The organism is Primorskyibacter sedentarius, from assembly GCF_004342065.1.
GTDB classification, from domain to species: domain Bacteria; phylum Pseudomonadota; class Alphaproteobacteria; order Rhodobacterales; family Rhodobacteraceae; genus Primorskyibacter; species Primorskyibacter sedentarius.
Genome location: NZ_SLZU01000012.1, coordinates 32,483 through 55,679, shown reverse-complemented (window position 1 = coordinate 55,679; position 23,197 = coordinate 32,483). Strand labels below are relative to the sequence as shown.

Genomic DNA, 23,197 nt, shown 5'->3' with positions numbered 1-23,197 from the left:
CAAGTAATGCTGGTGTTCTGGAAAGAAAGACTGGTCTTCCTGGCCGTGCCCAAGACCGGGACTTCGGCCTATGAGGCGACGTGGCAGACGCGGGCCTCCATCGCCGTCCTTGATCCGCCAGAGCTAAAACACGCGCCGATTTACCGCTACAACCGGTTTTTCCGGCCCATGTTCGAACGCACGGGCGGAGAGGACATGGAAACGCTTGCTGTCGTGCGCGATCCGCTGGACTGGCTGGGAAGCTGGTATCGCTATCGCAGGCGCCCCTTTCTTGATGGCAAGCGGACCTCCACCGCCGATGTCAGCTTTGAGCAATTCGTGCTTGCCTATATGAAGGGTGACAAGCCCCCTTTCGCGAATGTCGGGAGCCAGGCGAAATTTCTCGAACCCCGGCCCAATGGTGTGAGGATCAATCACCTCTTCCGTTACGAACACCAGCCCGCCCTGCGCGCATTTGTTGAGGACCGTCTATCAGTCACGCTTGATCTGCCGCGCACGAACGTATCGCCGAAGCTGGACCTAGAGATATCTCAGGAGGTTGTGCAACGGTTCCGCCGCAAATGCGCGGCGGAATACGAGATCTGGGAAAGCGGCACCTGAGCGGTTACCCGCGCGGCCGAAGTCAGTTGGATTCGGTCGCGCCAGACAGCTGTTTGTGAACCGTTTCTGTCAGGTCGCCAAGTGAGAACGGCTTGGGCAGGAATACAGATTTGGGGATACGTGCCTCGCTGTCGCGGAACACGTCCTCGGCATATCCCGACACGAAGACAACGCGGACGTCGGGGCGTTCTTTCAACGCTTCGCGCACCCATGTCGGCCCGTCCATGCCCGGCATCACCACATCGGTTACGAAGACGTCGACCTCGACCGTGGGGTCTTCGAGCAGTTTCAGCGCATCTTCCGCTGATGCGGCTTCGAGCACCGTGTAGCCGCGCAAACGCAGGGCGCGGGATGCAAAGGCACGGACCGGCGCCTCGTCCTCGACCAGCAGCACGACGCCGTCACCATGGCGGATCGCGGGTTTCTTCTCGACCGGACGCGGCAATGCGCCGACGGCCATTTCAACTTCGCTGGCGGGCAGCAGCAGGGTAAAGCAGGTGCCCGACCCGACCACGCTGTCGACAAAGATGAAACCCCCGGTTTGCTTGACGATCCCATAGACGGTGGACAGCCCCAGCCCCGTGCCCTCGCCGGTGCGTTTCGACGTATAGAAGGGCTCGAACACCTTTTGCATCTTGTCCGGCGGGATACCCACGCCATCATCGGTCACTTTGACCGAGACATATTCGCCCGCCGCGACCTCTGCCCTGTCGCGCCGCATCGGCTGATGCAGCACCTTCATCTCCGTTTCGATCAGGATCCGCCCACCCGTGGGCATCGCATCGCGCGCATTCACCACGAGGTTCATCATCACCTGCTCAAGCTGGCGCTTGTCGGCACGGACCGGTTTCAGCACCGGGTCGTGCCGCAGTTCCAGCACCACCTTTTCACCCACCAACCGGTTAAGAAGATGGGTCAGGTCGGACAGCGTGTCGCGCAGATCAAGAACAACCGGTCGCAGAGTCTGCTTGCGAGAGAACGCCAGGAGCTGCCCGACGAGGGCGGCCGCACGGTTGGCATTCTGGTTGATCTGGACAAGGTCGCCAAAATCGGGGTCACCCTGATCGTGACGGAGCAACAACAGGTCGCAATGCCCTGAAATCGCCGTCAAAAGATTGTTGAAATCATGCGCCACACCCCCGGCGAGTTGACCGATGGCCTGCATCTTCTGGCTTTGAACAAATTGCGCTTCGAGGGTCTTCAGCTCTGTCGCATCGTTGATGACGGCGATCAGGGCGGTCTGTCCGTTCTCGGTGATCCTGTTCAGCGTGACCTGAACAAACACCTCCTTGTCAGCGCGGGTCAGGCGCAGGAATTCCGAATGGTTCGTGCCGCGCCCGGTCGCTGTTTCCTGAATCCAGTCTGTCAGCGGGCGCCCAAGCCCTTCCATATAGTCCGACAGCAGCTTGCTTTGAGCGCAATCGCCCCCCAGCAGCGCGCGGGCCTCCTTGTTGGACCGCAAAAGCGCACCGTTGGGCGACAGCTTCAGCAAGCCCACAGGCAAGGCATCAAAGGCCGCCGCCGCGTCGTCAGAGGCTGCAATCTTTGGTTCCGGCAGAAGGAAAAGCTCTGACCGCCCGGCATTGGTTTGCACGCAGATCACAAGGCGCCGCACCACGCCGTCTGCAACGCTGATATCGTGGACGCCACCGGAGACCAGCGGAAGGTCAAGGATCAGCCGGTCCAGCGCCTTGATCCGGGCGCCGACAAGCTCTGTCGCGGCTGCGTTCATCTGAAGAACGGCGTTGTTCCGCCCCAAGGACACCATCGGAATATGATCCATCGCCGTGGCCAGCGGCGACTTCTCTGTCACTGCGCTCTCTTCCACCCGCCACAGCAGGCCGTCCCTGGCAAAGGCATGTACGGAAAGGCGGATGCATCCCTGACGGGTGACGATCTCTTCTCTGGCCGTACCGCCCGGCCCGATCCGGCTTTTCAACCGGTGGAGCACGCTGCCGGGATTGGCGAGGATCTCTTTCAACTCCCCACCCAGCGTTATGTCCGAGCGCGCGCCGCAGCGTTCTTCGGCGGCGCGGTTGCGGAACAGGATTTCCCCTTCGAAATCCGTAAAGAACGTATAGGCGCCGTCCAGAGCCACAGCCTGCGCCAGCGCATCCAATGTCCATTTGCGACGAATTCGGTGCAATGCGGTAAGGGCCTTGGACAAAAGCGCAAGGCTGAGCGCAGTCATACCCGCCACCAAAAGTGCAAGTTGCACCTGTCTGGAAGCCACGAGGAAAGAGACGCCAAGCAGCCCCGCTGACAGGATCAGCAACAGGCCAAGCCGTTGAGAGACACGACCGGATGCGCGTGTCATCGGTCCGGGATTCAATGACGTATAGGCCAAGGCGACCCCCATGTGATTCTTGCCACAGCCATTACGACGAGAGATTCGTTAACCGGTTATTAAGGCTACCAAGATCGTCTCAGGGTTGAAAACGTCGGTCAAGCCTTTGCTTTCAAAAGAGCCAGGAAAAAACCGTCCCCGCCCTGGCTGGGCAGGAACTGGTGTTGTTCTGTGTATTGCCATCCCGGATGCGCATCCAGAAAACGGTCAACCACCGCGCGATTTTCCTCTGCCAGAACAGAACAGGTGGCATAGGCCAGCACCCCATCAGGTGCCACCAAGTCGGCCACGCTCTGCAATATCTCCGACTGGATGTCCTGCAGTTCCGTCAGGCGCTCTGCGGTCAACAGCCACTTGCCTTCCGGGGACCGTCTCCATGCGCCCGACCCCGAACATGGCGCATCACACAGGATCAGATCATAGGGTCCGACAGGCTGATCAACGAGGTCAACCTCGGCGCCTGCGCGCATGGCACGCGCGGGCAGATCGGACATCCTGCGCGGATCGGCGTCATGCGCCTCTACCGGCCCGGACAGCCTTGCCGCTATTGCCAACGACTTGCCACCGCCGCCGGCGCAGTAATCCAACACCCGCATGCCGGGGCGCAGCGGCAGTTTGTCGACCACGGCCTGGCTTGCCGCGTCCTGAAGCTCCACCAGCCCATCGGCGTAAGCTTGCGACAGGTGAACGCGTCGCGCCCCTTCGGTGACTTCCAGCGCGCTGGGAGAGAGCGGATGCGGGCGGGTCTGGACCCCTTCGGGCAGCAACGACTGTTGCGCCGTATCAACATCGCCACGCAACGTGTTGATGCGCAGAAACACGGGCGCGCGATCACGCAGCGCCAGGGCGGTTGCCTCGGGATCCTCGAGCGACGCCTCGAACAGCGGCAGCAACCAGTCCGGCAAATCCAGTGCGGCAGCACCTTCGGGCGCATGGCCAAGAGACAGCTCGGCCTCGGTCAGGGGATCGGGCGCGTAACCCTCGCCGGTAAAGACTGTCGCCGGGTCCGCCCCTTCGTCCCGCAAAAGACCCAGCACAAGCGCCCGGCCATGCTCACCACCGCCAAGGGCTGCGCAGCTGCGCCGACGACGGACGACCGTATAGACATGGTCACGCACAGCCGCGCGGTCCTTTGATCCGGCAAACCGCGCACCGCGCGCCCAGTTCGTCAGGGCCTGCTCGACCGCAAGCCCGGAGCCCACGCGATCCAGAACTTCGATCGCGGCCTGATACCGTGCTGCTGGCGTCATCTGGAAAACTCCTCATATCCAATTGTCCGGAGCGTAAAGCCCGGACGAAACGGGCGGAGCACATCCGCATGTCATTGCAGAACCGGGTCTTGCAGGGATCCGATCCTTTCTGCCCCTACGCCGAAAACCGGCTGAATGAAAGGCTGACCGCAATGGGGCAATGCCCGCGGTGGGTTGCGAACCCCCGCGCTGCGCCCGTCGCGATCAAGTGGTCGCGCAGATTGCCCGAATGCTGTTTCGGCGGCGCTGCAATGTCCTGACGATCTGTGGCGCGCCAAAGGGGCTGAGATCATGGCTGCACCAAACACAGACGCTGATTTGACCGCCGATTGATGCGCCTGAACCTCTGCGGTTGGATCGGCTCGCAAGCCTCCCTTTCCTCAAAAAATTCAGACGGATGACAGGGCCGAGCCCATGCCGTCATACGCCTCATCACCCGGGATTTAAGTTTATTTAGAAAAATTGATTTCGGTCAAGAACACATCTCACTTTCTGCACATAACATATCCGTGAAGGCGCGATTTTGGCGGTCTTGATGCCACGAGACAACCGGGAGCCGCGCTCTCAGGCAGAGAGCCGACATTCGCCGGAACAGCGCGGCCTGACACCAACAGGTCCTCAGGACACGAACCGGTATTCAAACGTGAGGAGACCAAAATGGCCGTAATTATTGACCCGAGCAACGCAATCGACATCGATCAGCCGTTGAACACCTCCCCGGATTTTACATCCGTACATGTCTACAGCACCGCCGATGTCACCGGCACCTACTCTGGTTTGACCCAAGGTGACGTGGCACCCGGCGAAACGCCGGTGATCGATTTCTCGGCTACGCCGCTTGTCGCCAAAGACGGCACAAATCTTTACCCGATCAACAGCGAATTCGGCTTCATCGTGACTGACTTTGTCGGCGCCGAGGAAAAGGATTTCGTGCTGAACCCGGAATATGCAGAGGGTTGGGCGGGCGACATCACCGGCACTTACGGTCAGCAAATCGGGATCACCGTTTCGGATTCTCCGACCGATACGTTCAAGACACCTGCTGTTCTGGGGACGTGGCTGTCAGGTCTGGGTGGCAACACCGTGAAAGCATCGACCGAACACTATGTCGTCATGCAGAACGTCTTGTCGGATCAGAAGTATCCCGGCGATCCGGATGCGGTTTATCCGCTGGATAACGATCTTTACATGATCGGTGGGGCCTATGACGGCTGGCTTGCGGCGGATGCAATCGCGGATGCGGGCGATGCCAATGGCGACGGCGTGGCCGATCTGAAGGACGTTCTGGAACCGAACGAGACCGAGATCGACATCAACATCGCCGCCAGCGCCGACTATTCGGTGACGCTGAAGGACGATGGCAAGCTTTTGTACCGCTGGGGCAACACGATCAAAAAACCCAACGACATCCGGCTCGAAGCAACGCTGGACCTGCCGTCGGAATGGGATACCAAGGATTCCGAGGGGGATATTCAGCCGCTCTACAAGATCACTGCGGCAGAGCTTGTCACCCACCACCTGATCACCAACAACCCGAACGATCAGATCCGCCCCGAGGATTTTGAAAACGAATTCGCGATCGGCACCTTGCCGACCTACGAAATCCTCGCGGATGGTTCCTGGGTCACGACCGATGACTATTATGCCGGCGACGGCACGCTCTATCCGGCCGGGACCGTTCTGAAAGATCCGGCCCTTGCGGCGGCGTGGGCGACCTCTGATATGGCCGCGATCGGGGCGATTGATGGCGCCGAAGGGTTCACCAACGCCTGGTACACCACCATGGACCGTGAGCCGTTTGAACCGGAGCTGAATGCAGACGGCACTGAATATGTTGTCGGGCCCCGCTGGCGGCTTCAGCCTGACAAATACGGTCAGGACCTGCCCAGCGTCGTGATCCCCGAAGATCCCTCCACGCCCCCTCCGGTGAAAAACGGTGAAGAGAAATACATCGTTGGCGCAGAGACGCAGACCGTCATCAACCTTCTGGACTGGGAAAACCCGTTCTCGCCGCTGGCGATCAGTGCCGGATGGCAGAACGCGGCAGGCACGGTCACGGATAACGGCCTGAATATGACATCGGCCTTCGATGTGGCCGTCTACGTCAAGGGCGATATCAAGCCCACGTCGATCTACAGCTCGGAACTGGTGCTCAGCTACGAAGAGATCACCACCTATGCCGCGGGCGAGACCATCTCGGGCGGCGCGGGCGAGGATTACCTTGTCGGCCAGGGTGGCAACACCATGACCGGCGGGGCGGACTCTGACTTCTTCGTTCTCTCCTACGGTGCGCCGACGACTGCCGATATTCAGAACTCGGTGATCACCGACTTCATCGCGGGCGAGGACGTCCTCGGCCTGATCGGTCTGGATGTCACGCCCATGACCATCGATACGATCATGGTGGACACCAACATCACCCAGACCGTGGTTGGTGGAGATTTGCAGTTGGCCATCGACGGCGTTGATCTGGTAACGCTTCAGGGCGTGACTGAATTCCTGACAGCCTCCAGTTTCCTGACCATGGCGCCGGGCGAATCCAACGTTTCCGAGCCAATCCTCGGCACCGCAGGAGACGACCTTCTCGTCGGGACTGCCGGGGATGACATCATTGATGGGCTGGAGGGCAATGACCGCCTTATCGGTCTTGCCGGTGCGGATCAGCTTGATGGTGGCGCAGGGGCCGACACGGTCAATGGTGGCGACGGTGACGATGTGCTTACCGGCGGCGATGCAATCTCTGACGCGGGTGACGTCATCATCGGCGGTCTGGGCGACGATACGATCGACGGCGGCGCCGGAAATGACCTGGTCTACGGCGGGGACGGCGATGATGTGATTGACGGCGGAACGGGGGCCGACACGCTCCTCGGTCAGGACGGAAATGACCAGCTGACCGGATCAGAATGGGGAGACATGCTGTCCGGCGGGGACGGTTTCGACTTCCTCAATGGCGGCTACGGCAACGACCGGCTGACGGGCGGGGCGGATGCCGACAGGTTCTACCATGCCGGTTCGAGCACTCACGGAACCGACTGGGTCAAGGACTATACAGCCACCGAAGGCGATGTCCTGTTATACGGCGCAGGCGGAGCCACCGCGGCAGACTTTTCCGTGCATTTCGCCAATACCGGGGCCGGAAATGCCGCAATCGACGAGGCATTCGTGACTTTCGATCCTACGGGCCAAGTCCTCTGGACCTTGATTGATGGTGCCGGTGACACCGAGATCAACCTGTCGCTATATGGTAACCTCATCGACCTGCTCGCCTGATCGTCGCGAGCGACATGACACCGAAGGTGGCGGCAGATATGTCGCCGCCTTTCTTCGTTTCCATGCCGCAGACCGTTACAGGCGCGCTGGGCAACGGTTTGCCCCCAAAGTTGAGCGCGACACTGCGGATGGACCGCCTTGAGCGACGGCTCTTGTGCTGGCCCGGCAGTCCTTAACTTGACGATGGGCCGCAACGCCCGCCTCGCTGGCGGCGGGTGCGGCGTTGGAACTGACGCGCCGCAGGGGTCTCCGTTCGCAACCCAAGTGAAAGCTGCGCTTGCGTGGTCGTCGTCCAGCGCCCCAATTCGCGGACCCACCCCTCGGCGCTGTCTCGCCTTCACACGCCCATTTTGCTTGCGACGTTGACAAGGCTCTGTCAGACGGTTGTCGGAAAAACGCGTCTTGCGGCGCGGCGGACCGACAGGGAGAGCGCAGACATGACAGCACGCAAGATCATCATCGACACGGATCCCGGTCAGGACGATGCGGTGGCCATTCTGCTGGCGCTGGCCTCTCCCGAAGAGATCGAGGTGCTGGGCATCACGGCTGTCGCTGGCAATGTGCCGCTGGCCCTAACGCAGAAGAATGCGCGTATCGTCTGCGAACTTGCAAACCGCACTGACATTCCCGTCTTTGCGGGCTGTGACGCGCCGCTGAAACGCAAATTGGTTACGGCCGAGCATGTCCACGGAAAGACCGGGCTGGACGGACCAACACTCGCCGATCCAAAGATGCCACTGCAAGATGCCCATGCCGTCGATTTCATCATCGAGACGCTGCGCGCGCATCCCGCAGGCACTGTCACGCTCTGCCCGTTAGGGCCGCTGACCAACATCGCCACGGCATTGCAAAGGGCGCCTGACATTGCGCCCAGGATTGCCGAGATCGTGCTGATGGGGGGCGCCTATTTCGAGGTGGGCAACATCACCCCCGCCGCTGAATTCAACATCTATGTCGACCCCGAAGCCGCTGACATCGTTTTGAAATCCGGCGCAAAGATTACCATCATGCCGCTGGATGTGACCCATAAGGCGCTTGTCACACCACATCGCAATGACGCGTTCCGCGCGCTCAGCACTCCGGTGGGCGAAGCCGTGGCGCTGATGACCGATTTCTTCGAACGGTTCGACAAGGAGAAATACGGCAGCGAAGGCGCGCCTTTGCATGACCCTTGCGTGACGGCACACCTGATCCAGCCGGATCTGTTCCATGGCCGCCACATCAATGTCGAGGTTGAAACCACGTCCGAGCTGACGCTTGGCATGACGGTTGCCGACTGGTGGGGCGTGACCGACCGGCCGCGCAACGCCACCTTCATGGGGGATCTCGACGCTGACGGCTTTTTCACCCTTCTGACCGAACGGCTGGCCCGGCTATGAAAACCCTTCACCTTGCAGGCCCTGACGATCTGCCCCGGCTTCTTTCGATGGTGGCCGCCTTTCACGAACATCAGGGATTTGGCACGGACGAGGACCACCAGCGCGCCGCGATTGCGCCCTTGCTGGAGGGCTCGCCGCATGGTGCCATCTGGCTGATCGGGCCACGCAAGGCGCCGGTCGGATATGTTGTTGTCACCTTCGGCTGGTCGGTCGAATTCGGCGGGTTGGACGGCATTGTTGACGAACTTTACATCCGCCCTGCCGTGCGTGGCCGTGGCATGGGGTTCGAGGCGGTCAATTCCCTTGCCCATGCGCTGCGGGACAGCGGCGTGGGCGCCCTGCATCTTGAGGCGGATCGCAACGACGAACCGGTGACCCGCTTTTACACCCGCGCCGGGTTCCGCCCGCGCGACGGATACCTCTTCATGTCGCGGGTGCTTTAGACCACTGGCATTCCCGGCCCCAACGCCTATGTGAGTCCCATGACACTAACGATCCCCTTCGATAATTCCTACGCCGCCCTGCCCGATGTTTTTTTCACCCGGCAAGCGCCGACGCCGGTGGCCGCGCCGGAGCTGATCGTGTTCAACCACGCGCTGGCGGCCGAAATGGGCATGACCGGCACCGATGATCCGCGTCTTGCTGCGATCTTTGCGGGCAACGATCTGCCCGCTGGCGCAGCCCCGCTGGCGCAGCTTTACGCCGGACACCAGTTTGGTCAGTTCAACCCGCAGCTTGGCGATGGCCGCGCGATCCTTCTGGGAGAAACGGTGGGCCGGGATGGCCTTCGCCGCGACATCCAACTCAAAGGATCGGGCCGCACACCCTATTCCCGCGGCGGTGACGGGCGCGCCTGGCTTGGCCCCGTGCTGCGCGAATACCTCGTCTCCGAGGCGATGCATGCGCTTGGCGTGCCTACCACCCGCGCGCTAGCCGCTGTCCGCACCGGAGAGCCGGTTTACCGCGAAGGCGCCCTGCCCGGCGCTGTACTGACGCGCGTGGCCTCCAGCCATCTTCGTGTGGGCACGTTCCAGGTTTTCGCCGCGCGGCAGGACAGCAAGGCGCTGAGCGAGCTGACGGAGCACGCGATCGCCCGCCACTACCCGGATGCCGATGGGCCGCGCGGGTTGTTGCAGGCGGTGATTGCTGCGCAGGCAGATCTCGTCGCGCAGTGGATGTCTGTTGGGTTCATCCACGGCGTGATGAACACGGATAACTGTGCGATCTCGGGCGAGACCATCGATTACGGCCCCTGCGCCTTCATGGATGTCTACGATCCCGACACGGTGTTTTCGTCCATCGACCGGCGGGGTCGCTACGCCTATGCCAATCAGGCCGATATCATCATCTGGAACATGGCGCAGCTTGCGACCGCTCTGGTGCCGTTGATGCCTGACACGGACGCGGCGGTGAAGGGCTTTACCGAAGACGTGCAGGCCATGGCCACGCAGATCCGCACCGCATGGCTAGCGCGGTTTGCCGCCAAGATCGGCATTGCCACTCCCCGGCCCGAGGATGCCGCGTTGATCGGCAGCTTGCTGACGGCGATGGATGAAAATCAGGCCGATTTCACCAACACGTTCCGTGCCCTGCCCACCGGCAAGGCGCGCGACCAGTTCACCGATCCGACAGCCTTTGATCGCTGGGCCGAAGGCTGGATGCAGCGGCTGGAGGCGGAACCGGAGGCAGAGAAGACCATGCGCGCCGCCAACCCGGCCTTCATCCCCCGCAACCACCGGGTGGAGCAGATGATCGAGGCCGCGGTTGCGGGCGATGACGCGCCCTTCCACCGGATGCTGGAGGTGCTGTCGCGCCCCTATGAGGACCAGCCGGAGGCAGAGGATATGGCAAGACCGCCCCTGCCCGCCGAGGTTGTCCCCGCCACGTTCTGCGGCACCTGATCCGACCTGCGCGCCACCTGCTGCAGGTCGCAGATCGCGGGTACCGGGCGCTGTATCCGGCATAAACCTTTGCCGCTTTCGGTGTTCCGGCAGATTTCCGGTTACAGCTTGGCCCTGACATGGCATGGTGACTGCTGAGTTTGATGCAAACCAGCAGGGAGAGACCACATGAGCCTTATGGGGACACTGGCCAAGATCGCCATCGGATATGCCTCCGCACGCGGAGTCGACAAGCTGTCAGGAGGTCAGGGCGTGAAGGGCTTGCTGGGCGGCGGCGCTCAGATCAAGGGAGAGCAGACCGGCGGGCTGGGTGATATGATGTCACAGCTTCCGGGCGGTGCGGCGGGTCAGGACAATCCCTTGCAGGGCCTGATGGATCAGATGAAGAAAGGCGGACTGGACCTGTCCGCCCTGATGGGCGGCGGGCAGGCAGATGAGGGCGGCGAAAAAGGCGGCCTTCTGTCCTCCGGCTCGGGGGGCGGCACCGGGTTGGCAGGCATGCTGGCCGGTGTCGGCGCGATGGCGCAGGCGCAGGGCAAGGGGCTGAGCAGCCTGATCGACCAGTTCAACACCGCCGAGGTGATGCCCGATGCCGAGGCTGCGGCCGCCCTGATGTTGCGCGCGATGATCCAGGCCGCCAAGGCCGATGGCGGCATTGACGCCGAGGAGAAGGCGAAGATCCTTGAAACCGTTGGCGACGATGCCGATGCCGAGGACATCGCCTTCATTCAGGCCCAGCTTGCGGCCGATGTCGATGTCGAGGGGCTGGCAGCCGATACGCCTGCCGCGCAGAAGATGCAGGTTTATTCTGCCTCGCTGACCACCATCCGGGTCGACACAGAGGCCGAGGCGCAATACCTGCATCAGCTTGCACAGGCGCTGGAAATTCCAGAAGCCGCGGTCAACGCAATGCATGTCCAGCTTGGGATGCAGCCTCTTTACGCCTGAGCGTCGATCAATCGAAAGCTCGTTTCTGGGCGGATTCGCTTGCTAACAGGTGGTGGTCCGATCCTTCAGGCCAGACCCGCAAGATCAAATGGGCACCGACATGCGCGGTGCCCATTTTTGTTTGTTCAGCGTGCCTCTGTGCTCAGGCCGCGCCAGATTGCCCAGCACATCGCCAGCAGCACGACCGTGAAGGGCAAGCCGGTGGAGATCACCATGGACTGCAACGATTGCAGACCGCCCGCACTCAGCAGCAGAACGATGGCCACCGCACCTTCGAAGACACACCAGAAGACCCGCTGCGGTACCGGCGCGTCAACCTTGCCGCCTGCCGTGATCGTGTCGATCACCAGCGACCCCGAATCCGACGAGGTTACGAAGAACACGATGACAAGCACGATCCCGATAAAGGAAGTGATCGAGGCCAGTGGCAGTTCCGCCAGCATCTTGAACAGCTTGATCTCCAGATCCGCGTCCTGTGCCGCCGTATAGCCATCCGCGATGACCTGGTTGAGCGCGGCACCGCCAAAAACGCTCATCCACAGCACGCAGACAAGGCTGGGGATCAGAAGAACGCAGGTGACGAATTCGCGCACCGTGCGGCCACGGCTGACGCGGGCGATGAACATGCCCACGAACGGTGACCAGCTGATCCACCAGGCCCAGTAGAACGAGGTCCAGCCCTGGCTGAAGTTGACATCCTCGCGACCGATCGGGTTGGCCAGTGCGGGGAGGTATTGAACATAGGCAAGAAGGTAGTCGAAAAAGCCGGTCAGCAGGAACAATGTCGGTCCGACCAGCAGCACGAATAGCAAGAGCGCAAAAGCAAGCCCCATGTTGATCTCGGACAGGACCTTGACCCCGCCATCAAGCCCGCGAAGGACAGAGATCAACGCCACAGCGGTGATGGCGGAAATCAGCACGACCTCTGTGGTTGACCCGATGGGGATGCCGAACAGCTCGTTCAGGCCGGCATTGGCCTGGATCGCGCCGAAGCCCAGCGATGTGGCAAGCCCGAACAGCGTGGCAAAGACGGCAAGGATGTCGATGCAGTGGCCCCACCATCCCCAGACACGTTCGCCCAGGATCGGGTAGAAGGCTGAGCGGATCGTCAGCGGCAGACCCTTGTTATAAGAAAATAGCGCGAGGCTTAGCGCCACGACAGCGTAGATCGCCCAAGGGTGCAAACCCCAGTGAAAGATCGTGGCAGCCATGCCCAGACGAACGGCTTCTGCCTGATCCCCTGCTGCGCCACCAAGTGGTGCCCAGTCGGTCCGGATGCCGTCTTCACCCACGGTCGTTCCGCCGAGAGAGCTGCTGAAATGGCTCATCGGTTCGGCAACGCCGTAGAACATCAGCCCGATGCCCATGCCAGCGGCAAAGAGCATCGCGAACCAGCCAAGATAGGAATAATCCGGTGTCGCATCTGCCCCGCCCAGACGGACACGACCGTAAGGCGTGACGATCAGAAGAAAGCAGAACAGGACAAAGATATTGGCCGCGCCGATGAAGAACCAGTCAAAGCCCTTTGTCACAAAGGAAAACAGCCAGCTGAACACCGATCCTGCCTGTTCGGGCAAAGCCAGCGCGTAGAACACGAAGAAAAAGACGCAAAGCCCTGATATCAGGAAGACAGGGTTATGAATATCAAAGCCGAACGGCCCGACAGAGCCGTCGATATTGTCTTGTCCGATCTCGTAATCGGTGTCGATCAGGGCGGCCTCGCCTTCCGGCTCGGGTATGCCCTGATTGGTGTTTTCGTCGGTCATTTTGACCCCTCGTTTTATTTCATTTCCAATTGGTCGGATGCGAAGTCATCCACGCACCACGAAGACCGAAGCCCCGGAATGCGACGCGATGGTTCCGCCATTCGACGGCCAGATGTAGTCGGTCAGTCTGGGCAGGTGACTGGCCATCACGACCAGATCCGCCCCGGTGTCCTTGATGGCCTTCAAGAGAGTCGGATCAAGGTCCGTCACCGGATCATGGCTGAACACGGCCAGCGCCTCGGCCGTGATCCCGTGGGTTTCGGCCTGCGATGCGGCGAAACCCTGTAGTTTCGCATCGAACTCCGCCGGATTATGCGCGACCGAGCTTGGTGCTGCGGTGGCCACGCTGACATAGATCACCCTGGATCCATACTGCCGGGCAAGATCCGCGCCGCATTGCAGCGCCTTGCCCAAATGGTCCTGATGGGCCAGATCCACCGGTATCATGATGGTCGCAAACATTTTTGTCCCTCCTGTCGCATGCGTCGCAAAACAGATGCCTTGCTGCATTTCATTCGGCTGCGAAGATATGGCGGCGCAGGGGCCGACGGGCTCTTCGATACCCCAGAGTGGCGCGCATCCCTTAAATCCGACGCCACAAAACGACCTGTCGTAGAAACCAAACGACATCTGGTGGCGCACCCCTATCTGCGTCTCGGAACCGGTGCAACCCGATCTGATGCAGGGACCCGTGCACGCTCGTTTGCCCACAGGCCGATGGCACGTCGTTGATGAATGAGCTAGCGCGGCGAAGCGTGGTGGCCAGATTGGACTGACGCTTCCATGTAAAACCTTGCTCGCCCGTCACCTTGGTTGTCGGCCGCGAACCGCAGGTACCTATCACGGTTTGGGCTCGGCATTGGGATTTGGCGATTATTTCATGTTTTGCCAACTTGAGAGCGAACACTAAATAGGCGGCGCAACCCTAGGACGTCATTGGACGTTTTCGAAAACTGATTGTTTCCATTGACTGGCAATGGCGCAGCATTGCAGATATAGTATACGATACTACGACTACCCTTTAGTGGCTAAATTACGAAACTCAACCACGCATGGCTAAGCCTGCGCGGGAACAAGTCCAGACCGACGTGAGAAGAAAGCAGTCATGACCCGTTTGACCGGAAAAACCTGCATCGTCACCGGGGGTGGACGCGGTATAGGCGCAGCAATCGCCGCGGCCTTTGCGCGGGAAGGTGCGCAGGTTGTGGTCACAGACAAGGACGCAGAAAGTGCCGAAAGGGTCGCCAAGGAAATAGGGGGCGATCATCAGCGTCTGGACGTGGCATCAGAGGATGACTGGCGCAGCTTGGCGGCTGCATGGCCGCAATGCGATACGCTGGTGAACAATGCCGGGATCACCGGTTTCGAGGAAGCGATGCGCCCGCATGACCCCGAAAATGCCTCGTTGGAAGATTGGCGGGCCGTGCATGCCGTGAACCTCGACGGCACGTTCCTTGGGTGTCGCTACGCAATCGGGGCGATGCGCGGCAAGGGTGCAGGGTCGATCATCAACATCTCGTCGCGTTCCGGCCTTGTCGGAATTCCGGCGGCGGCGGCCTATGCATCGTCAAAAGCGGCGGTGCGAAACCACACGAAATCCGTCGCGCTCTATTGCGCGGAACAGGGTCTGAACATCCGCTGCAACTCGATCCATCCGGCGGCCATCCTCACCCCGATGTGGGACCCGATGCTGGGCGACGGGCCGGAGCGCGAAGCCCGTGTGGCAGCCTTTGTCGCTGACACGCCCTTGCGGCGCTTCGGTGCGCCCGAAGAGGTGGCCGCGCTGGCCGTGCTTCTGGCCTCGGACGAGGCGGCCTACATGACCGGTGCGGAGCTGAATATTGACGGCGGGCTACTTGCGGGCAGCGCCGCAACCCCTGAACAAGGATGAATAATTTGCCACGATCGCGCAGCGGAATTTCGCACCACACCAGACCCTACAAACCACCAGAGCGGACGATTGAAGAGACAGGGCAATCCAAACTTTCAGGAAATCGCAGCGCAGAGGCTCCGTAACCGAGTTTTCCCTTGTGCCCCGCCCAGTCTTCGAATTGGATTACTACACTAATTTACAAACAGTAAAATTGAGATGATGGACAGTATCAGATTTTCCGATTTCACGATGCATCGCAAAACGCGAAGGCTTTGCCGCGGAGAGGAAGATATTCCAATCGGTGGCCGTGCCTATGACCTTCTCGAATTGCTGATCGAACAACGCGATCGGGTGGTCGGGCGGGACGAAATTATGGCCCATGTCTGGCCCGGCACCGTGGTCGGGGACAACAATCTCAACGTGCAGGTTGCCAATCTTCGCCGCATCCTTGGCCCGGAAGCGATCGTGACGGTCCCAAGCCGCGGCCTGCGTTTTGCGCTGGAGATTGCCAATGGCACAGCGACCCCGCTGAGCTTGCCGGACCGCCCTTCTGTCGTTGTCTTGCCCTTCACAAACCTGGGCGGCGACGCAGATCTGGACTGGCTCGCAGATGGGTTTGTCGAAGATATCACGACGGAGCTGTCGCGCTTTCGCGATCTTTTCGTGGTGGCCCGCAACTCCGCTTATGCCTACCGCCAGATGCCGCGCGCCCTGCCCGTCATCTCGCAGGAACTGGGCGTGCGATATGTTGTCGAAGGCAGCGTCCGTGCAACGGCCGACCGTGTGCGCGTGACAGCGCAACTGGTCGATGCCGCCAATGGTGGGCAGGTCTGGGCCGAGACATTCGATCGTGACCTTGCAGGCCATTTCGACACCCAGACCATGGTGGCACGGGCCATTGTAAGCTGCCTCGCCCCGCAGATCGACCGTGCCGAAGCCGCGCGCATCAGCATCGCCCAACCCGAGGATCTGACCGCTCATGGTCTGGCAATGCAGGCATGGTCGGTGGTGTCCACGGCACAAATGAGCCCGGAATTCGGCCTTCGCGACAAGGCACGGAACCTTGCCCGACAAGCGCTTGCGCGCAATGAAAGCTCTGCCCTGGCATGGCGCGTGCTGGCCTGGGTCGCGTGGTGGGATGCTTACTACGGTGCGTCGGGATCTGTTGAAAAGTCGCTGCGGGACGGGTTCGACACCTCCAAACGCGCAATCGCGGCCGACCCCACAGACCACCACGCGCGGCGGGTGCAGGCGTTGCTCCATTTCGTGGACAAGGATTACCAGTCGGGGATGACGGTGCTGCGCAACGCTCATGAGATGAACCCCAATTGTGCGATCACGCTGGGTTGGCTGGGTGTGTGCGAGGCGCATTATGGCGACGCCGAAGCGGGGCTGCCCCTGATCGAGGCCGCGCTGCGCCGAAGCCCGCGAGATCCCTCCCGCGGTGTGATGCAATCCATGCTTGGCTTTTGCAATGTTGTGTTGGGTAACTACGCGGCCGCACGCAGCGCCGCCGATGCGTCGCTTTCGGAATCGACCGAATCCGCCTCGGCGCTGCTGTTGTCGACACTCGCGCGGGTCGGACTGGGCGATTATGACGGCGCGCGCGATGCCTTTTACAAGCTGGAAAAGGTCGCCCCGGCGCTGATCGATGCGCGTCTGGCCGGTCACTGGCTCACCTCAAACGTTGAATACCGCAAACGGGCGCAGCACTATTTGCACGTCGCGGCGGGCCTCGCGTTGCCGAAATCCGTTTGTGAACGGCGCTAAACCAGTTACTTACGCAACGTTATTTATGAATTTTTAGCCGACGTTATGGCGCATACAGGTTGCATTCAGGCTCATGAGTTCAACTGGCACCTACCTTGCCAGTGAAAATTCACGGGGGGTCGTGACACATCATGCAACATGGCAAACCAAATCTCCGCGTTGTGTCGGTTAACGACGTACTATCCGGGCAGCACAAAGAACGCCCCAATGCGGCAGAGTTCGCGCGTAAACCGCCTCTTCGGTTCCCGCAAGGGGATGGTCCAACGGCTGATCCTGGCGGCGCTGCCTCCGGGATGGTAGCGGGCTACACTGCTGCATGGAACAGTGGCAACTCCGAGTCTGTTGTCGAGTTCTTCACTCCCAATTGCGAGGTTTCGATAAATGGCGGGCCCGTCATGCGGGGCGCGGCCAATCTGGCCAATCTGGTCGAGGATTTTCTGGACGAGGTCCCCAACCTGTCGCTTGTATGTGACGGCTGTCGGATCGCGGGCGATCAGGTCGCATATCTGTGGACGTTGACCGGCCACCACGTCGAAACCGGCAAAGCGCTCCGGTTTTCCGGCTGGAGCGAATGGGATCTAGAGGATGGTACGAAGATCAAATGCTCTCGCGGTTGGTTCAATGCTTCGGAATACTACCGGCAGGCCGGGATTGCGGCACCGAAGCCGAGATTGACCCTTGTTCAGGCACCCTCCGCCACGCTTGAGGCGAATTGAGCCAGTCGTAACCTGATTGCCGGGCGGGCCTGAGCCCGCCCTGCCCGCGCCTGACGCAATCGCCAGTTCAATCGCGCAGCACGGCCATGCTGTCGCTGTCCCATCCGACCCAGACCGGATCTGCGCCCACCGTCTGACCGGTTTCGGCATCGACGAAGGCCCGCAAGGTCGCGCCCTGCGCATCCTCGATCATAAGATCCACCGCCATACGGCTGCCAAGGAAGGTCTTTCCGACGACCTTGCCCTGAACCGCATTTGCCGTGGCAGGCCGTTCGGCGTGAAAACCCAGTTTCTCCAGTCGTACTGACGCGGTGATCGGCGCACCCGTCCGGGGCGCACCGGCGGGCGCGTGGCCGCGCAGGGTTTGCCCGAACCAATCCATCACCACTGCGCCATCCTCATGCCCGCGCATCTCGCCGGACAGAAGGTTGGTTTCGCCAATGAATTCGGCGACAAAGCGGCTCGCGGGATGGAAATACAGGTCTTCCGGCGTGCCGTCCTGTTCGACTTTGCCCTGGTTCATGACAACGATCCGGTCGGACATGGTCAACGCCTCTTCCTGATCGTGGGTGACAAAGAAGAAGGTTTTGTTCGTCCGGCGCTGGATCGATTTCAGCTCTTGCTGAACCTGTCCGCGCAGCTTGGCATCCAGCGCGCCGAGCGGTTCGTCAAGCAGCAGAAGTGCCGGATTCGGCGCCAATGCGCGCGCCAGTGCCACGCGCTGACGCTGCCCGCCCGACAGCTGACCGGGATAGCGGTCACCAAAGGCAGAGAGCTCCAGAAAGGCCATGATCTCGTCCGAGCGCCGCTGAATGCCCCGCTTGTCCATCCCTTTCAACTCCAGCCCGAAAGAGATGTTCTGCTTTACCGTCATATGCGGAAACAGGGCGTAGTCCTGAAAGACCATGTTCACCTGCCGCTTTTCCGGCGGCTGGGTGGTGACATCTTTGCCGTCAAGGATGACCCGGCCAGAGGTCGGCCTTTCGAACCCGCCAAGGATGCGCAATGTGGTGGACTTGCCGCAGCCCGACGGGCCGAGAAAGGTCACGAACTCGCCGCGTGCGATGTCCAGCGTCAGGTTGTCCAGCGCCACGGTGTCGCCGAAATGCTTCGAGACGCCCTCGATCCGGACAAGGGGTGTTTGATCGGTCATGTTCAGGAATCCTTGTTCATGCGGCGGGTGAAACGCTCTGCCCAGATGCCGATGGCGGCGGTCAGGACAAGCGCCACTGTGGCGATTGCGTTGATCTCGGGCGACATGCCCGATCTCAGCTTGGCGAAGATCAAGACAGGCAGCGTCGGCTCGTACCCCCCAAGGAAGAAGGAGCGGACGAAGTCGTCAAAGCTGATCAACATGCAGAAGATCGAAGCGCCGATAATGGCGGGGATAAGGTATGGCAGCGTGATCCTGACAAAGGCAATCAACGGATCGGCCCCAAGATCGCGCGCCGCCTCGATCTGGCTTTTCGGCAGGGTCGACAGCCGCGCCATCACGACCAGTGCCACGAATGGCACGGTATGCACCGCATGCGACCAGACAATCGCGCCCATGCCGGGCTCTATCCCCAGAAGGCGTGCGTAGATGCGGAAGGCGATGGCCGAAATGATGCCCGGTACCAGCGCAGGCATGACCGTCAGACCCATGATAACCATGCGGCCCCAGAACTTGCGCCCTTCCAGCAGGACCGCGATCCAGGTGCCGACGAAGACAGAGATCAGGGTTGCCAGAACCGCGATGGTGACCGAGTAACCGAAGGTCGACAGGATCTCGGTATTGGAGAATACCGACGCGTACCAATCCAGCGTCCAGGACCGGATCGGAAAGCCGATGAACTTGCTGTCCTTGAACCCCATCGTGATCATCAAGATCAGCGGGATGAAGACGTAAAGGACGAAGGCCCAGTAAAAACAGGTCAGGAATATCCGGTTGCCGCGCATCATGTCAGGTCTCCCTTACGCAAGGACTTCATGATCATCTGGAACACCCCGGTGATCAGCAGAGCGGTTGCAAACATGATCGTGGCAAAGGCCGCACCCGTGGGCCACTGATCCCCCGCGACATGGAAGAACCCGGCAATCGTCTCAGCAAAGACCGTGGTCGACGGCCCGCCCAGCAAGACAGCGACGGCGTAAAAACCGGTGGAGATGAGAAAGACCAACGTACAGCCCGAAGAGATACCCTCGATCGACATGGGAAGGGTGACACGGCGAAAACGCGTCCACGGTCCCGCGCCCAGATCGGCGGCGGCCTCGTTCATGGATTTGGGCAGTTTCTCCAGCGCGGAATAAAGCGGTAGAAGCATGTAAAGCGCCGTCAGATAGACCACGCCCACCCCCATCGAAAAAGAGGTGTACATGAACGGGATCGGTTGCTCGATCAGGCCCAGCCATTTCAGCGCAAGGTTCAATGCGCCCGTGTTGCCCAGCAAGATCATGATCGCGTAGGTGCGCACGATCTCTCCGACCCAGAACGGCGTCAGAAGAAGCAAGAGCATCAGCATCTGGTTCTTGCGGCTGACATGGCGCGCCAGGAAATAGGCCACCGGATAGGTGATGATCAGCGTGCAGAAGGTAAAGACCGCCGCATAGACCAGCGTCCGGAAAAACGGCATCATGAAGATGCTGTCGGCAAAGAACCGGGCATAGTTGTCAAGGGTCAGGTTCTGCTCGACCCCGGGGGCTACGGGGTAGGCATCGGTCAGGCTGACGCGCAGCATCTGAAGCATCGGCCCAAGGTGCTGGGTAAGAACCCAGATGATGGGAAAGATCGCAAGGATCAGGAATTGTCGCCGTGGTGAGGCCGTCACCAGGCTCATCATCGCGTGATAAGGCGTCCACGTTGCAAGGCGCGCCCAAACGGACCGACCCCCATCTTTCGGGTCTCCCGAACGGGCATCAGTTGCCGTCGAGGTATCAAGTGTCATCCAATTCCTACTTTCCGAGTGAGTGCGGAGGTTTTCCGACCGGGCGGACCCGGTCGGAAGCTGGTATCAGGAAGGCGTCAGGACGCTTTCACCTTCTCGACGGCCACGTCGATCAGGCTGTACTTGATCTCGTTGGCTTCGGCGCGGAAGAACTGCAGATTGGCAAGTTGTTCGTCCGGGAAGCTGGTCGATTTCTTCTCAAGCTCTGTCAGATACTGCGTGGCATCCTTGTAGGTCGAAATGAAGCCCGACGCTTTCGTCATGGCTGCGCCAATCTCCGGCGAGGCGAGGATCGCATCAAGGAAGGTATAGGCGTTGTCCGCATTGGGTGCGTTCTTGGCGATGTTGTAGGTGTAGACAAACCCATAAGAGCCCTCGCGCGGGATGGTCATTGCCAGCGGGAAGCCGTCATTGATCAGCGCCGCGGCAGGGCCATTCCAGCTATGGCCCAACGCGATGTCCTGATTGATCATCATCTGCTGGAACTCTGCGCCGCCATCGTAGTATTTGCGCACAAGCGGCTTCTTCTCGATCAGGAACTCCTGCACTTCCTGAACAATCGCCGCCGCCTTTTCGGGGTCGTCCTTATATTCGACCATGTTGCCGTCATAGCCCTTCATCAGCATGACGATCGACATCATGTCCTGAATGATATAAGCAGTCCGGCCTTTGTATTTCTCGCTGAAGAGCGTGTCCCATGTCAGGGCCTCTTCTTCGCTGACCAGCTCGGTGTTGTAGGACAGGACCTCCATGCCCGACAGGATCGGCGCGCCCCATTTCTCGCCATTGATCGTCGACCAGTCGCTTTCCGAAAATGTCGGGTTGATCTTGTCCCAGTTCGACAGCCGTCCGGTGTCCAGGGGATCCAGCAGATCGCTTTCGATGAATTGCAGGAACCGGTGGCCCGCAACGGTCATGATGTCGACCGTGGGGTTGGGCTGTTCGGCGGCCAGCAGGTTGAACTGCTTGCCCTGGTCATCGACCAGACGGACATTCACCTTGATGCCGGTTTCCGCCTCGAATTGCTCTTTGAATGCGGCCGGGACGAAATCGTTATAGGTCCAGATGTTCACCTCGCCGCCCGCCGCATGGGCACGGCGCAAATAGGCGGGGCTGGCAAGGGCCGCACCGGTCATGGCGGCAGTGCCCAGAAAACGGCGGCGGTTGTAAATGAGTTTGGTCATGTGAGTGTTCTCCTTGTTGGATTTGTTGGATCAAAGTTTCCCGTATCTTTTCAAGTCACCGGTTCCGGCGTGCCCCGCAACAGCCCGGTACGGGCAGCCTGTTGCAGGTCTTCAAGGCCGAAGCGGTCAAGCTCCAGCGCGTTCAGAATATCGTTTTCACGGGCAAAATCGCGGCCATACATGGCCGAGAATATCTGTATGCCGGCCTCGTGCAGCGTCGCGGGTCTAGCCACCAGCCGCCCCAGAACTGCCGTAAGTTGCAGCCCGTAGGGAACGTCCTCTGTCACGTAGCGGCTGTCGGCGGTGGCTGGCCCGGTGCCGCCATTGCCCTGTGCGTGCATCTGCTGGTTCATCTCGGAAATCGACGCGACCGGCACGTGAAAGCTGAGATGGAAATGCTCAAAGATCGTCCGGACGCTCAGGCCAAGCGCCTCTGCAATGGCAAGCCGTTCCAGATCCAGCTGCTCCAGCAGCCGACCCACTTTGGGGGTCACGTTCTGCCCCTGGCTCCACGTCTCGCCACGTTCCATCCGGGTGATGTTGCCGAGTGCGATGCCCAGATGGTTCTGCGGATTGAGGTTGGAGAGTGAAATCGCCAAAAGCCCGTCGCGCGGCTGGAACCTGTCGCCGAACAGGCGTTTGCACACAGCCAGAGCGCAATCAGCGCGGGTTTCGGGGACAGTACACAGATCCACGCGGGCGCGGATGGTGTTGACCTGAACATTGGCGCCCTCCTGCCGCCGCCCGGTCACCACGGTGGTGCCCCATGCCGTGACCGGTGCGTTGATGCCGCGCGCGGCGAGCAATTGCGTCAGGTAGACCGCCCCCAGCGACGCATGGGACGAAATGATGACATGCTGCCCTTCGCGGATATGCGGCGCCAGCGCATCCAGAACGGTCTTGTGCCCATAGCCCGGCAGCGCGATCAAGAGCGCGTCGTTTTCCTCGGCCAGTTGTTGAGGCGACGATGCAACCCGCGGCGAAAACGCGGCCTCGATGGCACCTGACGCGTTCAGGGGCCCATCTTGCAGGGCTTGCGTCCTTGCCCCTGACGGGGACCACAGCATCGGGTCATGCCCTTGTTCATGCAGCAATGCAGCTGTTCCGAAAGCGATGGAACCTGCACCTGCGATACCTACCTTGGCCTGCGTCAACGTCAATTCTTTCCCTTTTCAGGCCCGGATGCCGGGACTGGTTGCGTGCAAAACAACAAACTGGATACGGCGGCGTACAGGTTGCCACCAGACCGAAAGGTCATGACCCGCG

At 60.7% G+C, this 23,197-nt stretch carries 18 protein-coding genes; 9 read left to right on the top strand and 9 right to left on the bottom strand.

The genetic code is table 11. From position 1 onward, the window contains the following. Positions 1–6 precede the first annotated feature (6 nt). Positions 7–600 carry a gamma-glutamyl kinase gene (locus tag EDD52_RS15625; RefSeq protein WP_132246644.1) on the top strand — a complete coding sequence of 198 codons (594 nt, stop codon included), beginning with the start codon at positions 7–9 and terminating at the stop codon, positions 598–600. A 22-nt stretch (positions 601–622) separates the two neighbouring features. Here the strand turns inward: EDD52_RS15625 and EDD52_RS15620 are convergent, their stop codons facing one another. Next, entirely contained in the window at positions 623–2,917 is a 2,295-nt protein-coding gene (locus EDD52_RS15620) for an ATP-binding protein (protein ID WP_132246642.1), read from the bottom strand. Between the two features lie 128 nt (positions 2,918–3,045). Continuing rightward, a complete protein-coding gene (locus tag EDD52_RS15615) occupies positions 3,046–4,197 on the bottom strand; it encodes an RsmB/NOP family class I SAM-dependent RNA methyltransferase (RefSeq protein WP_132246640.1) in 1,152 nt (383 codons plus the stop codon). A 657-nt stretch (positions 4,198–4,854) separates the two neighbouring features. On the opposite strand from EDD52_RS15615, the gene EDD52_RS15610 reads away from it, so the two are divergent. The 5 genes from EDD52_RS15610 to EDD52_RS15590 all read left to right on the top strand — a co-directional run bounded on the left by EDD52_RS15610 (position 4,855) and on the right by EDD52_RS15590 (position 11,698). After that, the gene (locus EDD52_RS15610; protein ID WP_132246638.1) at positions 4,855–7,470 is read left to right on the top strand and encodes a calcium-binding protein; all 2,616 of its coding nucleotides are present in this window, start codon (positions 4,855–4,857) and stop codon (positions 7,468–7,470) included. 437 nt (positions 7,471–7,907) lie between these two features. Then, positions 7,908–8,849 (top strand): nucleoside hydrolase, encoded by a 942-nt coding sequence (locus EDD52_RS15605; protein ID WP_132246636.1) that lies wholly within the window; start codon positions 7,908–7,910, stop codon positions 8,847–8,849. Then, positions 8,846–9,292: a GNAT family N-acetyltransferase gene (locus EDD52_RS15600; protein WP_132246634.1), complete on the top strand. Its 447-nt coding sequence runs from the start codon at positions 8,846–8,848 to the stop codon at positions 9,290–9,292. The genes EDD52_RS15605 and EDD52_RS15600 overlap by 4 nt, the downstream gene beginning before the upstream one ends. 39 nt (positions 9,293–9,331) lie before the next feature. After that, positions 9,332–10,750, top strand: a complete 1,419-nt coding sequence (locus tag EDD52_RS15595) for a protein adenylyltransferase SelO (RefSeq protein WP_132246632.1) — start codon at positions 9,332–9,334, stop codon at positions 10,748–10,750. Between the two features lie 168 nt (positions 10,751–10,918). Then, positions 10,919–11,698, top strand: a complete 780-nt coding sequence (locus EDD52_RS15590; RefSeq protein ID WP_132246630.1) for a tellurite resistance TerB family protein — start codon at positions 10,919–10,921, stop codon at positions 11,696–11,698. A 125-nt stretch (positions 11,699–11,823) separates the two neighbouring features. On the opposite strand, the gene EDD52_RS15585 is transcribed toward EDD52_RS15590, so the two are convergent. Both EDD52_RS15585 and EDD52_RS15580 read right to left on the bottom strand, forming a co-directional pair. Further along, positions 11,824–13,464: a BCCT family transporter gene (locus EDD52_RS15585; RefSeq protein WP_132246628.1), complete on the bottom strand. Its 1,641-nt coding sequence runs from the start codon at positions 13,462–13,464 to the stop codon at positions 11,824–11,826. Between the two features lie 45 nt (positions 13,465–13,509). Further along, positions 13,510–13,926, bottom strand: coding sequence for a universal stress protein (locus tag EDD52_RS15580; protein WP_132246626.1), 417 nt, complete (start codon positions 13,924–13,926; stop codon positions 13,510–13,512). A 643-nt stretch (positions 13,927–14,569) separates the two neighbouring features. Here EDD52_RS15580 and EDD52_RS15575 point away from each other — a divergent pair. The 3 genes from EDD52_RS15575 to EDD52_RS15565 all read left to right on the top strand — a co-directional run bounded on the left by EDD52_RS15575 (position 14,570) and on the right by EDD52_RS15565 (position 17,823). Then, on the top strand, positions 14,570–15,355 hold the full coding sequence (locus tag EDD52_RS15575; protein WP_132246624.1) for an SDR family oxidoreductase: 786 nt from the start codon (positions 14,570–14,572) through the stop codon (positions 15,353–15,355). Positions 15,356–15,556: 201 nt separating this feature from the next. After that, positions 15,557–17,107 (top strand): winged helix-turn-helix domain-containing tetratricopeptide repeat protein, encoded by a 1,551-nt coding sequence (locus EDD52_RS15570; protein ID WP_165907563.1) that lies wholly within the window; start codon positions 15,557–15,559, stop codon positions 17,105–17,107. Between the two features lie 131 nt (positions 17,108–17,238). Next, positions 17,239–17,823 (top strand): ester cyclase, encoded by a 585-nt coding sequence (locus EDD52_RS15565; RefSeq protein WP_132246620.1) that lies wholly within the window; start codon positions 17,239–17,241, stop codon positions 17,821–17,823. 67 nt (positions 17,824–17,890) lie between these two features. On the opposite strand, the gene EDD52_RS15560 is transcribed toward EDD52_RS15565, so the two are convergent. The 5 genes from EDD52_RS15560 to EDD52_RS15540 all read right to left on the bottom strand — a co-directional run bounded on the left by EDD52_RS15560 (position 17,891) and on the right by EDD52_RS15540 (position 23,085). Beyond that, positions 17,891–18,976 (bottom strand): ABC transporter ATP-binding protein, encoded by a 1,086-nt coding sequence (locus EDD52_RS15560; RefSeq protein ID WP_132246618.1) that lies wholly within the window; start codon positions 18,974–18,976, stop codon positions 17,891–17,893. A 2-nt stretch (positions 18,977–18,978) separates the two neighbouring features. Then, complete coding sequence (locus EDD52_RS15555; protein ID WP_132246616.1) at positions 18,979–19,764, bottom strand: ABC transporter permease; 786 nt, start codon at positions 19,762–19,764, stop codon at positions 18,979–18,981. Next, positions 19,761–20,639 carry an ABC transporter permease gene (locus EDD52_RS15550; RefSeq protein WP_243651970.1) on the bottom strand — a complete coding sequence of 293 codons (879 nt, stop codon included), beginning with the start codon at positions 20,637–20,639 and terminating at the stop codon, positions 19,761–19,763. Before EDD52_RS15550 ends, EDD52_RS15555 begins: the two co-directional genes overlap by 4 nt. A 185-nt stretch (positions 20,640–20,824) precedes the next feature. Further along, positions 20,825–21,931, bottom strand: coding sequence for an ABC transporter substrate-binding protein (locus EDD52_RS15545; RefSeq protein ID WP_132246612.1), 1,107 nt, complete (start codon positions 21,929–21,931; stop codon positions 20,825–20,827). 50 nt (positions 21,932–21,981) lie between these two features. Beyond that, on the bottom strand, positions 21,982–23,085 hold the full coding sequence (locus EDD52_RS15540) for an NAD/NADP octopine/nopaline dehydrogenase family protein (RefSeq protein WP_132246806.1): 1,104 nt from the start codon (positions 23,083–23,085) through the stop codon (positions 21,982–21,984). Positions 23,086–23,197: the final 112 nt, after the last annotated feature.

Excerpts from the sequence above, each read along its gene's own strand:
- EDD52_RS15580 (WP_132246626.1), bottom strand. The coding sequence starts at position 13,926 with ATGTTTGCGACCATCATGATACCGGTGGATCTGGCCCATCAGGACCAT.
- EDD52_RS15565 (WP_132246620.1), top strand. The coding sequence starts at position 17,239 with ATGCAACATGGCAAACCAAATCTCCGCGTTGTGTCGGTTAACGACGTA.
- EDD52_RS15615 (WP_132246640.1), bottom strand. The coding sequence starts at position 4,197 with ATGACGCCAGCAGCACGGTATCAGGCCGCGATCGAAGTTCTGGATCGC.
- EDD52_RS15625 (WP_132246644.1), top strand. The coding sequence starts at position 7 with ATGCTGGTGTTCTGGAAAGAAAGACTGGTCTTCCTGGCCGTGCCCAAG.
- EDD52_RS15620 (WP_132246642.1), bottom strand. The coding sequence starts at position 2,917 with ATGACACGCGCATCCGGTCGTGTCTCTCAACGGCTTGGCCTGTTGCTG.
- EDD52_RS15590 (WP_132246630.1), top strand. The coding sequence starts at position 10,919 with ATGAGCCTTATGGGGACACTGGCCAAGATCGCCATCGGATATGCCTCC.
- EDD52_RS15585 (WP_132246628.1), bottom strand. The coding sequence starts at position 13,464 with ATGACCGACGAAAACACCAATCAGGGCATACCCGAGCCGGAAGGCGAG.
- EDD52_RS15610 (WP_132246638.1), top strand. The coding sequence starts at position 4,855 with ATGGCCGTAATTATTGACCCGAGCAACGCAATCGACATCGATCAGCCG.
- EDD52_RS15545 (WP_132246612.1), bottom strand. The coding sequence starts at position 21,931 with ATGACCAAACTCATTTACAACCGCCGCCGTTTTCTGGGCACTGCCGCC.
- EDD52_RS15600 (WP_132246634.1), top strand. The coding sequence starts at position 8,846 with ATGAAAACCCTTCACCTTGCAGGCCCTGACGATCTGCCCCGGCTTCTT.
- EDD52_RS15605 (WP_132246636.1), top strand. The coding sequence starts at position 7,908 with ATGACAGCACGCAAGATCATCATCGACACGGATCCCGGTCAGGACGAT.
- EDD52_RS15575 (WP_132246624.1), top strand. The coding sequence starts at position 14,570 with ATGACCCGTTTGACCGGAAAAACCTGCATCGTCACCGGGGGTGGACGC.
- EDD52_RS15550 (WP_243651970.1), bottom strand. The coding sequence starts at position 20,639 with ATGAGCCTGGTGACGGCCTCACCACGGCGACAATTCCTGATCCTTGCG.
- EDD52_RS15560 (WP_132246618.1), bottom strand. The coding sequence starts at position 18,976 with ATGACCGATCAAACACCCCTTGTCCGGATCGAGGGCGTCTCGAAGCAT.
- EDD52_RS15570 (WP_165907563.1), top strand. The coding sequence starts at position 15,557 with ATGGACAGTATCAGATTTTCCGATTTCACGATGCATCGCAAAACGCGA.
- EDD52_RS15555 (WP_132246616.1), bottom strand. The coding sequence starts at position 19,764 with ATGATGCGCGGCAACCGGATATTCCTGACCTGTTTTTACTGGGCCTTC.
- EDD52_RS15595 (WP_132246632.1), top strand. The coding sequence starts at position 9,332 with ATGACACTAACGATCCCCTTCGATAATTCCTACGCCGCCCTGCCCGAT.